At 39.0% G+C, this 14,531-nt stretch carries 14 protein-coding genes; 11 read left to right on the top strand and 3 right to left on the bottom strand.

What is annotated here, in order from left to right; all coding sequences use genetic code 11:
- The 8 genes from CUS89_RS10150 (at window position 1) to CUS89_RS10185 (ending at window position 8,069) form a co-directional block, all read left to right on the top strand.
- Complete coding sequence (locus tag CUS89_RS10150; protein ID WP_104872031.1) at window positions 1-822, top strand: maltodextrose utilization protein MalA; 822 nt, start codon at window positions 1-3, stop codon at window positions 820-822.
- Between the two features lie 176 nt (window positions 823-998).
- Window positions 999-2,165 carry an SAM-dependent methyltransferase gene (locus CUS89_RS10155; protein WP_104872032.1) on the top strand — a complete coding sequence of 389 codons (1,167 nt, stop codon included), beginning with the start codon at window positions 999-1,001 and terminating at the stop codon, window positions 2,163-2,165.
- Window positions 2,166-2,348: 183 nt separating this feature from the next.
- The gene (locus tag CUS89_RS10160; RefSeq protein ID WP_104872033.1) at window positions 2,349-2,999 is read left to right on the top strand and encodes a PepSY domain-containing protein; all 651 of its coding nucleotides are present in this window, start codon (window positions 2,349-2,351) and stop codon (window positions 2,997-2,999) included.
- An 83-nt stretch (window positions 3,000-3,082) separates the two neighbouring features.
- On the top strand, window positions 3,083-4,024 hold the full coding sequence (locus CUS89_RS10165; RefSeq protein ID WP_104872034.1) for a dihydroorotate oxidase: 942 nt from the start codon (window positions 3,083-3,085) through the stop codon (window positions 4,022-4,024).
- Window positions 4,025-4,169: 145 nt separating this feature from the next.
- On the top strand, window positions 4,170-5,627 hold the full coding sequence (locus tag CUS89_RS10170; RefSeq protein ID WP_104872035.1) for an amidase: 1,458 nt from the start codon (window positions 4,170-4,172) through the stop codon (window positions 5,625-5,627).
- Between the two features lie 262 nt (window positions 5,628-5,889).
- Window positions 5,890-6,579: a hypothetical protein gene (locus CUS89_RS10175; RefSeq protein ID WP_104872036.1), complete on the top strand. Its 690-nt coding sequence runs from the start codon at window positions 5,890-5,892 to the stop codon at window positions 6,577-6,579.
- A 7-nt stretch (window positions 6,580-6,586) separates the two neighbouring features.
- Window positions 6,587-7,549, top strand: coding sequence for a sce7725 family protein (locus tag CUS89_RS10180; protein WP_104872037.1), 963 nt, complete (start codon window positions 6,587-6,589; stop codon window positions 7,547-7,549).
- Window positions 7,550-7,562: 13 nt separating this feature from the next.
- Window positions 7,563-8,069: a GNAT family N-acetyltransferase gene (locus tag CUS89_RS10185; protein ID WP_104872038.1), complete on the top strand. Its 507-nt coding sequence runs from the start codon at window positions 7,563-7,565 to the stop codon at window positions 8,067-8,069.
- A 30-nt stretch (window positions 8,070-8,099) separates the two neighbouring features.
- Here the strand turns inward: CUS89_RS10185 and CUS89_RS10190 are convergent, their stop codons facing one another.
- The 3 genes from CUS89_RS10190 to CUS89_RS10200 all read right to left on the bottom strand — a co-directional run bounded on the left by CUS89_RS10190 (window position 8,100) and on the right by CUS89_RS10200 (window position 11,927).
- Window positions 8,100-8,660: a guanylate kinase gene (locus CUS89_RS10190; RefSeq protein WP_104872039.1), complete on the bottom strand. Its 561-nt coding sequence runs from the start codon at window positions 8,658-8,660 to the stop codon at window positions 8,100-8,102.
- 169 nt (window positions 8,661-8,829) lie between these two features.
- Entirely contained in the window at window positions 8,830-10,011 is a 1,182-nt protein-coding gene (locus tag CUS89_RS10195) for a NupC/NupG family nucleoside CNT transporter (RefSeq protein WP_104776668.1), read from the bottom strand.
- A 413-nt stretch (window positions 10,012-10,424) separates the two neighbouring features.
- The gene (locus tag CUS89_RS10200) at window positions 10,425-11,927 is read right to left on the bottom strand and encodes a DUF1846 domain-containing protein (protein WP_104776667.1); all 1,503 of its coding nucleotides are present in this window, start codon (window positions 11,925-11,927) and stop codon (window positions 10,425-10,427) included.
- 158 nt (window positions 11,928-12,085) lie between these two features.
- On the opposite strand from CUS89_RS10200, the gene CUS89_RS10205 reads away from it, so the two are divergent.
- The 3 genes from CUS89_RS10205 to CUS89_RS10215 all read left to right on the top strand — a co-directional run bounded on the left by CUS89_RS10205 (window position 12,086) and on the right by CUS89_RS10215 (window position 14,424).
- Window positions 12,086-12,277, top strand: a complete 192-nt coding sequence (locus tag CUS89_RS10205; protein WP_010735437.1) for a hypothetical protein — start codon at window positions 12,086-12,088, stop codon at window positions 12,275-12,277.
- 192 nt (window positions 12,278-12,469) lie between these two features.
- On the top strand, window positions 12,470-13,348 hold the full coding sequence (locus tag CUS89_RS10210; protein WP_104872040.1) for a viral A-type inclusion protein: 879 nt from the start codon (window positions 12,470-12,472) through the stop codon (window positions 13,346-13,348).
- Window positions 13,348-14,424 (top strand): hypothetical protein, encoded by a 1,077-nt coding sequence (locus tag CUS89_RS10215; protein ID WP_104872041.1) that lies wholly within the window; start codon window positions 13,348-13,350, stop codon window positions 14,422-14,424. Before CUS89_RS10210 ends, CUS89_RS10215 begins: the two co-directional genes overlap by 1 nt.
- The last annotated feature ends 107 nt before the right edge of the window (window positions 14,425-14,531 follow it).

Here is a 14,531-nt window from a genome sequence, read left to right on the forward strand (position 1 = left end):
ATGGATAAATTCCCACTCAATTACTTTTCAAGCTTAAGAAGTCCAAAACAGTTGTTTTTAGGTAGAAAACAACTCACTTGGCCAAAATTTATCGTGATCTTTCTGTTTCTGATTTCTTTTATGGTCATGCCGATCACTTTATTTTATACGAATCAAGTCTCGGCGATCCCGATGGAACAATTCTTATCGGTGAATACGTTGATCGATCAGGAAGGGGTGGCACGCTTACGTGAACTACAACTTACGAACGGTCGATTAACTGCTGACTCTGAGATCATCAGTGTAACAAACGATGTCATCATCGGAACAGCACTGACGAAAGAAGAAATGGCAGAAAGAGGAGCCGCAATCAATTTTGAAGAGACCAGTTGGACGATCCGTCAAGAAGAGGATGGACAAACACGAGAATACAATATGTCGTATCCCTCCTCATTTGATTTCATGAGAATTACCAGTCCTAAGGAGTTTGAACAGTTTTTAGAGAATGAATTTTATGCGAGTAATCGACCGATGATCATTTTATCTTACAGTTTGACGTTAGGTATTTTATTGTTTATCATGACTGGTTTGATTTTGTTCGGCGCTGCATTCTTTTTATGGCTGACAAGAAAAAGCAAATTTTCTTCAATTAAAAACTTTAAAGAGAGCGCAAATTTGATGTTGAATGTTTTAGGTGTGAGTTCGATAATTGCTGGTTTTGTCGGTTTCATCCATTTTGATTTTGTCTTGATGATGGGAATCCAGTCGACAATAGCCGTTTTATTGTTACTATGGATTTTCGCTAAAACTGGCTTCAAAGATTCAAAAGCGATCCAAGTCTGATCCAATCGAAGAATGAAGAATGTAAGAGGGAAAGCAGAAATGTTTCTGTCCTTGCATTCTTCATTTTTGTGTTTCTGAAATTTTCAAAAAGCTTTTATTTATTACATGCAATCTGTTGATTCTTTGACGAAATAGGTATAACGTAATAGTGTAATTTTTGTTTTAGGAGGATCATTATGTTAGAAAAAACAATTTATCATCAACTATTTTCGCACTCTTTTTCACTTCCAGTAGAAGTCACATATTGGGATGGAACGACGAAGCAGTATGGGGATACCGATAACCCTCCACAAATCAAAATCACGTTCAATGAAGAGATCCCGATCAAAGAGTTGACGAGAAATGCTTCTCTTTCTTTAGGGGAAGCTTATATGGATCATCGCATTGAAATCGAAGGGAATATCCAATCATTGATCAACGATGCCTACAGTCATACCGATAGTTTCTTGCGTAGCAAAGATTATCTAAAGTGGTTACCAAAAAAAGAGAAACACACTAAGCAACAAAATAAAGCAGATATCCATGCCCATTATGATCTAGGAAATGATTTTTATCGCTTATGGCTTGATTCAACATTGACGTATTCCTGTGCGTATTTCAAAACTCCAGAAGATAGTCTGGAGCAAGCACAGATCAATAAAGTCCATCATATTTTAGACAAGCTATTTATCAAAGAAGGAGAATCCCTCTTGGATATCGGTTGTGGCTGGGGAACTTTATTATTTACTGCTGCAAAAGAATATCATGTCAAAGCGACTGGTATTACCTTAAGTGAAGAACAATACAACTTCATCACCAATAAAATCAAAGAAGAGCATCTAGAAGAACAATGCCGTGTGTTTCTAATGGATTACCGTGAGTTGAAAGGGGAGACTTTCGATCATATCACTAGTGTTGGGATGTTCGAACACGTGGGGTCAGAAAATCTACCTGAATATTTCAAAGTAGTCAAAGATTTGTTGAAACCTAAAGGAACTGCTTTGATCCATGGAATCAGCCGACAACAAGGTGGTGCAACGAATGCGTGGATCAATAAATATATTTTTCCTGGCGGTTATGTACCAGGTGTAACGGAACTGATTAAGGATATCACGGAAAACGATCTACAAGTGATCGACTTAGAAAGTTTACGTCGAGATTATCAATGGACATTACAACATTGGACGCAACGTTTCCATGCGGTTCAAGAACAAGTGACTCAGGAGATGGGGGATCGCTTCTATCGTATGTGGGATCTTTATTTACAAGCCTGTGCCGCATCCTTTGAATCGAGCAATATCGATGTGATCCAGTACTTGTTAGTCCACCCAGGAAACAATTCGATTCCAATGCACCGGAAATAAATAACTGATCTTTCTGTTTTTTTATTTACATGAAAAGAACCTATTTTTACTTTCAAGTGTAAAAATAGGTTCTTTTTTTACTTGAAAAATCAGACCGCAGACCGATTTTACAGGGTATTGGCTGACAGTCTTCGTTCTTTTCGTTATACTGATACTAGATACCTAATAAAAAGGAGAATTGTTATGAAATCAAAAGTTATTTTTACAGGCTTATTTTCTTTACTACTTTTGGCGGGGTGCCAGCCAAACCAAACAACTACCCCTTCAAGTACGACCAACCAGTCGTCAGAAACGACAGTAACTTCTACGAATAAGACAGAAGAATCTAGCACAACTGCTGGTTCTGCTGCTTCTACTGATTCATCTTCTTCACAAACCGCAAACCCTGATATTAAAGTTTCTGCGGATCGCGCGATTGAATTATTCCAAAACAAATACCCAGATGCAGCCATCACTAGCTTAGAACTGGATAGTGATTGGGGAAGCTATTTCTACAAAATTGAAGGTGTCGATGATCAAAACGAATATTCAGTGAAAATCAATGCAATGGACGAAAAACTTGAGGCAGAAAATCCAGAGCAATTAGATCGTGACGAACAAAACGGTCAGAAAAAATCAGAAGATGGTTTAGATGTCAGCAATCTGATCTCGATCGAAGAAGCTGGGAAAATCGCCGTTGAAAAAGTTGGCGCTGGAACAGCAACAGATTGGGACCTTGATAAAGAATTAGGAACTACTTACTGGGATGTCAAAGTGAAAAATGGCAACCAAACGACAAATGTAAAAATCAATAGTCAAACCGGAGAAGTATTGTCTTCAGAGGTCGATGATTGATCGAACATGCGATAAATTTTTATTGATTTTGTTCGCTTTAATGATACACTAGAAAAAACGCTTTATTAAAAGGAGAGAATAACTTGAGCTTAACGACTACTTTCTTAAATCATTCTTTTGAAAATCCCTTGATGAACGCTTCTGGTGTCCATTGCATGACTACAGCTGAATTAGATGAACTTGCACATTCGAATGCGGGCGCCTTTATTACAAAAAGTTGTACCATCAATGAGCGAGCAGGAAATCCTGAACCACGTTATTATGATGTGCCACTTGGTAGTATCAATTCGATGGGATTACCAAACTTAGGGTTTTCCTATTATCTGGATTATGCATTGGCCTACGAGAAAGAGCATGGACAGGAACAACCATTGTTTTTCTCGATTGCCGGCATGAGTGCAGAGGAAAATCTAGAAATGTTGAAGTTGATCGAAGAAAGTGATTATCAAGGAATCACTGAGCTGAATCTTTCATGCCCGAACGTTCCAGGAAAACCACAATTAGCTTACGATTTCGAGGCAACAGCCACTTTACTGAAAGAAGTCTTTCAAGTGTTCTCAAAACCTTTAGGGATCAAACTTCCCCCTTATTTTGATTTTGCACACTTTGACCAAATGGCAGAAATCTTGAATCAGTATCCGATCGCCTATGTAAACTCAATTAATAGTGTAGGGAATGGTCTTTATATCGATACTGATAGTGAAACAGTCGTCATCAAACCAAAAGACGGTTTTGGCGGACTTGGAGGCGAGTATATCAAACCTACTGCGTTAGCGAATGTACGGGCATTTTATACCCGCTTGAAACCAGAGATCAAAATCATCGGTACTGGTGGTATCCGCAATGGACAAGATGCATTTGAGCATTTGTTATGTGGGGCAAGTATGTTACAGATCGGCACGGAGCTTCACAAAGAGGGAGTAGCTATTTTTGATCGCATCACCAAAGAGTTAGAAATGATCATGGCGGAAAAAGGCTACCATTCAATCGACGAATTTAGAGGGAAATTACGCTCGATGTCGTAAGCTCTCTTTCATGCTTATAACTAGAGAAAAACACTTGAAGCATTCAGCTGCTTCAAGTGTTTTTCTATTAGAATGAGAGACTAAGCGTAAACATTGTTGCTTTTTCGGTCATGTGAGAAAATAATCGTAACTGAGGAGGGAGAACATGAAAGATGCAACGTATCTTGCGAATGGTTTAAAAGCAAAGCAATTCAGCTCGGAAGAACTTTTTACAGAAACAAAACGAAAAATTGAAAAGCTCAATCCAGAAATCAATGCATTTGTCACCCTTGAATCAATTGATTTCCAAGTAAATGTAAAGCAGCCACCACTGGAGACAGATTCACTACTAAGAGGAATACCATTTCCTTTAAAAATGCTAGGACAAGAAAAAAAAGACTGGTTAGCAACTTCTGGTTCACGGATTTTTGAACAACACCGAGCGTCTAAAAATTCGAATTATGTCCAAGCAGTTGAAAAGGCTGGTTTAGTCCCATTTGGACAAACGAATGCGCCTGAGTTTGGCTTTAAGAATATTACCGATCCACAATTATATGGACCTGCACGAAACCCATGGAACTTGGCATATTCTCCAGGAGGATCAAGTGGCGGAGCTGCGGCGGCAGTTGCGGCAGGGATCGTTCCTATGGCAGGTGCCAGTGACGGCGGCGGTTCGATCCGTATCCCAGCCTCATTTTCTGGCTTGATTGGCTTGAAACCATCAAGAGGAACCATGCCAGTCGGTCCAAATGCTTGGCGAGGCTGGCAAGGAGCGTCCATCGACTTCGGATTAACGGTATCCATGAGGGATACAAAAGCGTTGTTCCAAGCATTACAAGGAATCAATAGTGGGGCACCTTATCAAGTGACACCAGCATTTTGGCAAAAACACCCAGTGAAAGAACGTTTGAAAATCGCTGTCTGTGTTGATTCGCCAATCGGCTCGAAGGTGAGCGAAGAAGCTCAAATCGCAATTAAAAAAGCGCAGCAGTTTCTGGAACAATCTGGGCATGAAATTGTTGAGATTCCTTATCCTTTAGATGGACGTACATTGATCAACTCGTATTATCAAATGAATGGTGCTGAAACGGCAGCAATGATCGAGTCGATCGAAAAAGGGTTGCAGCGGGGGATAGAAAGCAACGAGCTGGAACCAATCTCATGGACATTATGGCAATATGGTAAAAAACTTTCTGCAGCAGACTATGTGCATTCATTGCACGTATGGGATCATGCGGCTGTCACGATGGAAAGCTTATTTGAGTCCTTTGATTTGTTTCTTTCGCCAACCACAGCTGATACTGCACCTAAAATCACAGCTGACTTGCAAAGTGACTCGATCCGCCAGCAGATGGCTGATGTCCCTCATTTATCGGCAGAGGAAGGGTTGGCAGTCGTGTCAGCGATGTTTGAAGAGAGCTTGGCGATCACACCATATACACAACTAGCGAACTTAACTGGGCAACCTGCAATCAGTCTCCCTACACATGTCAGTGAACAAGGATTGCCGCTTGGTATCCAATTTATGGCTGCCAGAGGAAGAGAAGACTTACTGTTTCAGATTGGTGAATTATTTGAAAATCATGGTTTATTTTATCTTCCAAAAGGAATCGAAAAAGAGTAAGAGATTAAGGGAAAAATAATTCGTGCAATTTTTAAAACGGAGTAGCACTTAGGCGTAATACTCAACCGAGAATTTTATCGATCAATAAAGAACCAGTGCAACAGAAAAGACGAAAAATGTGATGTTTTAGCTGCATTTTTCGTCTTTTCTATGTTGCTTTTTACTGTTAGATAAGAAGCATACAAAAAAATAAAATGACAGTTGGATTATGGTGGATTTTCAGGTAGAATAAAAAGCGAAAGTATGTTCGGAGGTGAAGTGTATGAAAACTCCTTTAACGATCGAGCTTGAATCATCGTTGTATCATTATTGTATCGAACAAGGAGGAATCGTTGTCGAGGAAGTAACAATGCCTGAAGATCATGGAATCGTTGACACATTAAGTTGTCTAATGAAATTTGATGGAACAAGAGAATGGCGTTGTTATGAATTGAAAGTCACAAAAGCTGATTTTCGCTCAACTGCTAAATTGTCCTTTGTTGGCCACTATAATTATTTTGTTTTACCAAAAAATTTATATGAAGAAGTCAAAAGTGAGATCCCACCAGAAATTGGTGTATTAGTTTATCGTTCCTATGCAATAGAAGAGGAAATGCCTGTGTCTGGAACTTTTATTATTGCAAAAAAAGCAATGCGCCGTGAATTAGGCGTGGCAGAAGAGGCATTGACCAATCGTTTTATGGCATCTTTGTTTAGAGAAGTCAGAAAAGCCAAACAAATGGAACGAGGAGTGAAATATTTCCCTTCGGACCAACTATATAAAGAATTGAAAAAACGCTCAGAAACGCAAGATCCCTTCTCAAAAGAACGTTATTATGAACGCTTTATCGAAGAAATCGAAAGTCAAGCAATCCATGATCTGCAAGAAGAAAATCGTGCCTTGCGACAAGAACAGGACTGGTTGCGCCAGCAACGTCATATTCGACGTCTGCCAACTGAACCATTGGAGTGAATAATATATGTATTATCCTTATTTACGTGGCAAACAATTCGATCTACTTGCATTAAAAGAAAGTTTGAATCGTGGACTTTTATCCACTAAGATCCAGCCCATCATTGAGCCAGTACGTGATTCGGCGACACTAAAAAATGTTGTCGAGTTGTTTCAAAAAAAGAATCATCCGCTGATTATCATAAAGAATCCGCAAGTGGGTCAGTTCAAACTGTTCGATCAACCGATCCACACGTGGGCAATCAGTGAAGATAGCTCGTTAGCAGAGGCAGAGATCATTACGCCGAGCAATTATGAAAGAATGATTGAATCACCACCGCCATTCATTATTTTTGATGGACAACATCAACCTAGAGAAAATGCGATTTGGCAAGCATTGATCGAAACAAATGCGACATTTTTCATTCCTGATTCTAGTCGCTTACGCATGCAATTACCTGAGAATAAAATCATTGTCCGTGATCAATTTCAAACACGACGTCATGTAGAGAACTATGCTGAGAAAAATGATGATTTCTTTAGCGATGACTATCTTTTTTATCAAATGGATGGCTATCATGGGTTTTCCGATTTTACGATTGAAGGTAGTCGCTACTTTGATAAAGGATTTCCCAGTCGAGCGTTAGCCTTGCATCTTACATACATCGATGCCTATGGGAATATGCGAATCAAACACTTTGTTTCAGATACCAATGATTCCGCAAAAGATCAAGCATTGAAATTTATGGAAGCAGCCAATAAAATGTATGTATGGTTGATGAAGAATCATCAACAAGTTTTTATCACGGAAGGATTACTTGAACTTATCAGCTTGTATCACCAACAAAAATTCCCAGGTCTGGGGGTTTTGAAGAAATGGACGTTGTTACATCATCTTGAATTAGTCAGTCAGCTTTTAGAGCATCCGACAGACTGGTTGCGTAGTGGTTCAAGAATAGACAAGCTATACGAATTGATTACAGATCAATAAAAGGAGCAGAGATATGTACCTTAGAAAAACAACAGTAGCTGATTTGCCGAGAGTGTTGCAAATCATCGATCAAGCCGCAGCATATCTTGCTGAGCAAGGATTACCTCAATGGCAAGGGGAGCAAAAGCCATCAAAAGAACGAATCATCGAAGACATTGAAAGACAAGAAAGCTTTGTCATGATTGACGAAGAAGTCATTGTTGGCACTGCGGCGCTAGTTGCCGGCATCGATCCGGTCTATACAGCAATTGATGGAAATTGGCAGGGGGAAGAGTCGTATCTCTCCATCCATCGAGTCGCTCTTGATCAAAACGTCAGAGGGAAAAGACTTGGCAAACAATTAATCGAACATTTATTGACGGTTTCCGCATGTCAAGGAATCAAGGATGTTCGGATCGATACGTTTCCAACGAATCAACCGATGGAAAAGACGATTTACTCGGCAGGATTCCATTATTGTGGCATGATTGAATTTCCATTCCCACACGGAGAAAGAAAAGCGTATCAAAAAGTATTGTGAAACGAGTAAAATCAAAAGCAAGCCAACTGTTCAGCGATGATCCGCTGCCTGGATGGCTTGCTTTAATTTTTTTGTCTCGATTTCTAACGTCTGATTGTTTTCGAATGAGATCAAGGTAGGAATAAGTGTTAATTTTTCAAGTTCTTTTTGATCTTTTTCAAAGAGAGCGAGCCTTTGCTTGATTTTATCCGGTGAGTCGCCGCGAAGTATAAATCGTTCATTCAACTTTTCTTTTGCTACTGAGATGAAGATAGGCACGATACAACGACCAAATATTTCATACAAGTGCCAAAAACCTGGAGCTGTAAGAACGGTGAAGCAGTCACCCTGTGCCAGCTTCGTTGCGATCTCTTGTTTGCTTGAGCCATAATAGTGATCGGCATACCGATCCCATTCGGCAAATTCCTGATGGGAGATCATCTGTTCGAAGGTTTCTTTAGAAACAAAATGATAATCAACGTGATTTTTTTCATTTCTTCGTGGGGGGCGGGTCGTATACGTAATGATCTTTTGCTGTGGAGAAAAAATGGCATGAGCGAGTGTCGTCTTTCCGGAACCAGAAGGACCAATAAATACATAACATTTATTCATAGGAAATATTCCTTTCTATAGGTACAGGATCAAAGATATGTATATAACTAATATATACCGAAAAGTGGAAATCTGTCATTTGAAATAAAAAAACTTAACTAATTCAAACAGGTCATCTGTTCAAACCAGCTAAGTTCAGTATACTTAAGACCCTAGATAAAAGATAGCTTTATACCAGTATTCCAGTAACAATTGCGCTTAAAAAGCTGACTAATGAAGCGGTGAACAAAATTTTCAATCCATGTTTTGCTACAAGATTACCTTTTTCTTCATTCAACCCTTTCATTGCCCCTGAAATGATCCCGATCGAAGAGAAGTTTGCAAATGATACTAAGAAGACTGATAAGATAGCTGTGGTACGTTCTGTAAATTCAAAGGTACCAGTCGACAATTCGGTCATTGCTACAAACTCATTTGTCACTAGTTTGGTTGCCATGATACTACCGGCATCGACCGCTTCTTTCCAAGGAATCCCGCTGATAAATGCAAATGGTGCAAAAATATAACCTAAGATCTGTTGGAACGTAATTCCAAAGATCCCGTTGAACAAGGCATTGATCATAGCAATCAAGGCAACAAAACCGATCAACATTGCAGCCACCGTGATCGCGACATGGAAACCATCTAAAATGTATTCGCCTAACATTTGAAAAAATGTTTGTTCTTTGTCTTCTTCAATCACTAATTCATCTTCTTTTTCGTCTAACTCATAAGGATTGACGATCGAAGCAAGAATATATCCGCCGAAAAGATTCAACACTAAAGCAGTGATCACGTATTTTGAATCGATCAACGCCATATAGGAACCAACGATGGACATCGAGACAGTTGACATAGCGGAAACACTCATCGAGAACAGGCGCTTTTCTGTCAAAAAAGGCAGTTCCTTTTTGATGGAGATAAAGACTTCTGATTGGCCTAAAATCGCTGAAGCCACACCATTATAAGATTCCAATTTCCCCATGCCATTGATTTTACTCAATCCTAGACCGACTGCTTTCATAAATAAAGGAAGAATCTTGATGTAACGCAAAATCCCAATAATGGCAGAAATAAAGACGATCGGCATCAACACATTCAGGAAGAATGGGGCACTTCCAACGTTTGCTACACCACCAAAAACGAAATTGACACCTTCACCGGCAAATGCCAATAAGTGATCAAATAGCTTGGCTAACATCCCAACAACTGCTGTACCAAAAGTCGTACGTAATAAAACAAACCCAAACGCAAATTGCAACACGAGCATGATGATCAATGGTTTGCGTTTGATGGCTTTTCGATCGCTACTGATCAAAACCGCCAACCCAAAAATTAAAAGTAAACCTATTATTCCAATAAACTGACTCAAAAAAATCACTCCTTACCAAATTCCGTTTAATTCTACATGTTATTTTTAAAGAATACGAATCTTTTGAGAGAAATTTCATGAGATTTTTAGACTAAAGCGTATACATGGAAGAGAGGGGAAAGACAGGTGTCTTTTAATGGGCAGGAGTGAATCAAGAAATCCTAAATTATTGATTTTATCTAACGGTGTTGGCATATATGTATGCATATATTTGTTAGTAAACTATGACCAGAAGCTGTTAGACAAATAACTTCTTTACTTTATTGTTTTCCTTTGAAAGCAGTAAACGTCAGAAAGCGAAGCAGCTCCTAAAAAAAGGGGTACCCACAAAAATTTGAGCAATTTTCATGGATACCACCTTATTTATTGAGGCAACTTTTATTTTTCTCTTTTAGCTATCATCGAAGAATTATTTATTGATAATACAAGTTTTCTGAAGGGTAAACCGGCGCACTTGTGATGTCGATACCTAATTGTTTCAGGTTTTGTTCGTCATTCTTATTGATCATCACAGTTGAATGTGCTTGCGCACCTTCAAGCTCTGCTAATTTTTCATAAGCAACTTGAGCGATTGGATTTGTGACTGCACTGATTGATAAAGCAATCAACACTTCATTGAGATTCAATGTATCGATTGACGAGTGCAACGCCTTGCTCTTAAGTCCTTGGATCGTTTCCAACACGAGCGGAGATAACAATGGGATCTCATCGGAAATGTGGGCGAGATATTTGATCGCGTTCAATACCACAGCAGCCGAAGCATCCATCAATTGACTTGTCCGCCCTGTAAGGATCACTTGATCAGGCAGTTCGATCGCAATCACTGCTAGCGGTTCCGTACTAGATGCTTGACTAGTTTTTGCATACTCATGGGCAGGGGTCACGACTTTACGGTCTTCAGGACGTAATCCGACTTCTTCCATGATCAATTTGATACGATTGACGGCATCTTCATCTGTCAATCCTTTTTTAAAGTCACACGCTGTTTGGAAATAGCGTCTGATGATTTCTTGTTTTGAGGCTTCCTGTACGACTTCATCATCCGTGATACCAAAACCTACGCGGTTGACGCCCATATCAGTAGGTGACTGGTAGACCGATTCTTTGCCAGTGATTTTTTCGATGATCCGTTTGATGACAGGGAAAGTCTCCACATCACGATTGTAGTTAACAGCCACTTTGTTATACGCGTCAAAATGAAATGAATCGATCATATTGACATCTTTTAAATCGACTGTTGCTGCTTCATAGGCAATATTCAAGGGATGTTTCAATGGAACATTCCATACTGGGAAAGTCTCAAATTTAGAATAACCTGCTGCATTGCCTTTTTGGCTTTCGTGATAGAGCTGATTCAAGCAAGTAGCTAATTTACCGCTACCTGGACCTGGTGCTGTCACGACAACGATCGGTTTGGTTGTTTCGATGTATTCGTTCTTACCGAAACCATCTTCTGAAACGATCTTTTCGACATTGATCGGGTAATCCTCGATTTCAGCGTGTTTATAGACTTTGATATTACGACGCTCTAATTTGTTGATAAATACTTTAGTTGCTGGCTGACCGTTATAACGGGTGATCACTACACTATTGATCGATAATCCATATCCTCGTAATTCATCGATCAAACGTAAGATATCCATATCATAGGTAATCCCATAATCACCACGAATCTTATTCCGCTCGATATCACCGGCATACACACAAATCAAAATCTCCGCTTGATCACGTAACTTTTGCAATAATTTGATTTTAGCATCTTCTTCAAATCCAGGTAAGACACGTTTGGCATGCTTATCATCAACTAATTTCCCACCAAATTCCAAATATAACTTATCATAATGATGGACGCGTTCAAGGATATACGCAGATTGCTCTTCGATATACTTTTCTGAGTCAAAACCAATTTTTTTCACTTGTTTCCCTCCTTAGCTACTCTCGCATTTTTTCATTTTTTGGAGGTTTCGTCAACTATCAATTAAGTATATAAAGAAATTTCAAAGAAAAACAAAAGAAACATGCTTGTCTCAAAAGGCATTCATTGGTATGATAGGTTTGATAAGGAAGGTGTCCTATGAAAAAAAGACAAAAAAAGAAAAACGCGTACAAACAGTATATACGCTCAATTTTTACAGGATATGAGCATATGTTAGAAGATAGTGAACTGAATGAATTGAAGTTCTCTTATTTAAATGAAGAAACATTGCTTACACGAGATGAGAACCAACGCATCCATTTTACAACAAGAGATTTACCCAAAAAATAATGCTAAGAGCGGGGAATCGATGACCCGCTCTTTTATATTTTCTAACTCATCAGTTAATGCTAGTAAAAGTAATTTTTGTTCTAAGTTAGCGCATACTTAGTAACACTTTTATCTTAGAAAATGATACTATTGGATTACATAGAATAATTGATAGAAAATTGATGCGTTCAAAAGCACGAGGAGGCCAGTAAGATGATAGACCCACAGACGAACGAACATTATGATGAAAACGAACAAGAGGAAACATCTTCGTTTTACGATATCAAAGAAAAAGCGAGCATGAATCTTTCACAATTATTAGAAGATCTGCAAGCTTTTGAACAAGCTGTCCGCGAAGAGAATATTCCCGCAATCTATCAGTTATACAATGGGCGCTTGAACGATGAGCTTAAAAAGAGTTCAAATGAAAATCATGAGATCGATCAGCTGTTGATGCGAAAGATCCATGATCGTTTCTTGCAAGAGTTTCCTTTTATGAAACACACAGAGACCCTCTCTCCAACGATGAGTTATTACCAGATCGGCACCTATTTTCATGAGCGAGCAACGATCGGGATCGATGCCAGCTTACCTGAAATTTTTGTATTGCCGCAAATCGATGAAGAGTGGGAGAATTATGCCACGCAACAAACACATGATTTTGATAAACAAATCAATGAGTTAGAAGCAAAAGTGATCACTGCAAAAGCAGAGATCGAACGTTTAGATGATGCCATCAAAGAAATCGATCGGCAAATCACTGAGTTAGATGATACGAAAGGATTTTTGAATCGTAAAAAAATAGACGAAGAAATCCAAGCGTTAGAACAAAAGAAACAAACTCTTGAAAATGAAAAATTAGGTTGGTTGCCGTATATCGAAGAACCTGAAAAAATCCAAAAACAAAAGCAAACGTTATTGCATGAAGAAAAAGCAGATCAGCTACGCGCTGCGATCGTGGAAAAAGAACAACGTCAAATCAAAAAGTATTTTGGCGATATGGAAGGTTTCAGGCAGTCGATCCATCGTTTCTTGATGTCGTACCTTGGTAGTGAAAACCCTGAAATAGTAGAAGAGGGAGGGGACGAGTGATGACAAAACAAGAAGAGTTAGACCAACAAGAAGTGACATCTGAAGATCATGGAATGACCGAGTCAGTCGAAGAAGCACAAAGTAATGATATAGAAAAAGCGAATGAAGCAGAAGAAATTCGCGAAGAAGCCAAAATCCATGAAAAAGAAAAAGTCGTCCCAAACTCGACGAATCAAACAGCGACCGATCGTTCAACGGTTGAGCAAGCGGTCAATGAAAATCAAGCATATCTTTCTGGTAAACAAAATGATCATGAAGACATCGTTGATCTCATTGCAGCCGCAGAAGAAGAGTTGGCTGATTTACGTTTACGCAAATATTTGATCGAAGCGGATTTCAATGAGTTATTGGTCGCATATCATCGCTACGTGTTAGAAGATACACCGATTTCTGCAATTGCTAAGACGAGTTTGATCGAATACTTTGCCTACGAGATATTAAAACCATTGAATGATATCGGCTTGGAGTTATCCAAACAAGCATATGATGTATGGGAAACAAGATATTTTTCAATCAATTATAGTTTGACACCACAAAAAGAATTGATGTTCTCATTTGTGTTACCAACGATCGACCAACGATATCAAGTAGAATCCATCAATCTGATGCGGGTATCCCCAGAACAAATGACGATCGAGATCGATGATGACCGAGTGTTAGCATTGATTCGTCATTGGTCTGTTGAACGCGTGTTTTCGGCTAGTCAGATCACGATTTTCAATCATAAGTTGAATCAATTGTTTGCTTATGCACGTAAATTAGGCTTTACAGTCGATCAAACCTTATTAGACAACACGAAGCCACTAAGATTAGATATTGCAAGTAAGTTTCCAGCCACACAAGAAGTGTTAGATGATATTTTTATTGTCACAATGAAAAATCCGCAGTATGATATGGAAAAATTGGATGATACGACTTATAAAGTGTTGCTTGATAAAGGGCAGTCGCTCCAAATCTCTCTAAAAGACGAAACACAGACAGATCTGGCGATTTCTTCTGGTGACTATCATCGTTCAGTGATCGATTTCTTTATCAATTATGAATTTTTAGTGCCTTTGATGGTCCGCAAAAATTGATAAAAAAGAACGATCATTCCGTATTCGCTTCAGAAAGATCAGTTCAGATGATCGATGAAAAAAGAGCCAAGGAATCGGTTTCTCCTTGGCTTTTTTTATACTTAGGA

The organism is Enterococcus mundtii, assembly GCF_002947535.1.
Taxonomy (GTDB): Bacteria; Bacillota; Bacilli; order Lactobacillales; family Enterococcaceae; genus Enterococcus_B; species Enterococcus_B mundtii_B.

Excerpts from the sequence above, each read along its gene's own strand:
- CUS89_RS10215 (WP_104872041.1), top strand. The coding sequence starts at position 13,348 with ATGACAAAACAAGAAGAGTTAGACCAACAAGAAGTGACATCTGAAGAT.
- CUS89_RS10180 (WP_104872037.1), top strand. The coding sequence starts at position 6,587 with ATGTATTATCCTTATTTACGTGGCAAACAATTCGATCTACTTGCATTA.
- CUS89_RS10160 (WP_104872033.1), top strand. The coding sequence starts at position 2,349 with ATGAAATCAAAAGTTATTTTTACAGGCTTATTTTCTTTACTACTTTTG.
- CUS89_RS10205 (WP_010735437.1), top strand. The coding sequence starts at position 12,086 with ATGAAAAAAAGACAAAAAAAGAAAAACGCGTACAAACAGTATATACGC.
- CUS89_RS10190 (WP_104872039.1), bottom strand. The coding sequence starts at position 8,660 with ATGAATAAATGTTATGTATTTATTGGTCCTTCTGGTTCCGGAAAGACG.
- CUS89_RS10185 (WP_104872038.1), top strand. The coding sequence starts at position 7,563 with ATGTACCTTAGAAAAACAACAGTAGCTGATTTGCCGAGAGTGTTGCAA.
- CUS89_RS10210 (WP_104872040.1), top strand. The coding sequence starts at position 12,470 with ATGATAGACCCACAGACGAACGAACATTATGATGAAAACGAACAAGAG.
- CUS89_RS10155 (WP_104872032.1), top strand. The coding sequence starts at position 999 with ATGTTAGAAAAAACAATTTATCATCAACTATTTTCGCACTCTTTTTCA.
- CUS89_RS10150 (WP_104872031.1), top strand. The coding sequence starts at position 1 with ATGGATAAATTCCCACTCAATTACTTTTCAAGCTTAAGAAGTCCAAAA.
- CUS89_RS10170 (WP_104872035.1), top strand. The coding sequence starts at position 4,170 with ATGAAAGATGCAACGTATCTTGCGAATGGTTTAAAAGCAAAGCAATTC.
- CUS89_RS10175 (WP_104872036.1), top strand. The coding sequence starts at position 5,890 with ATGAAAACTCCTTTAACGATCGAGCTTGAATCATCGTTGTATCATTAT.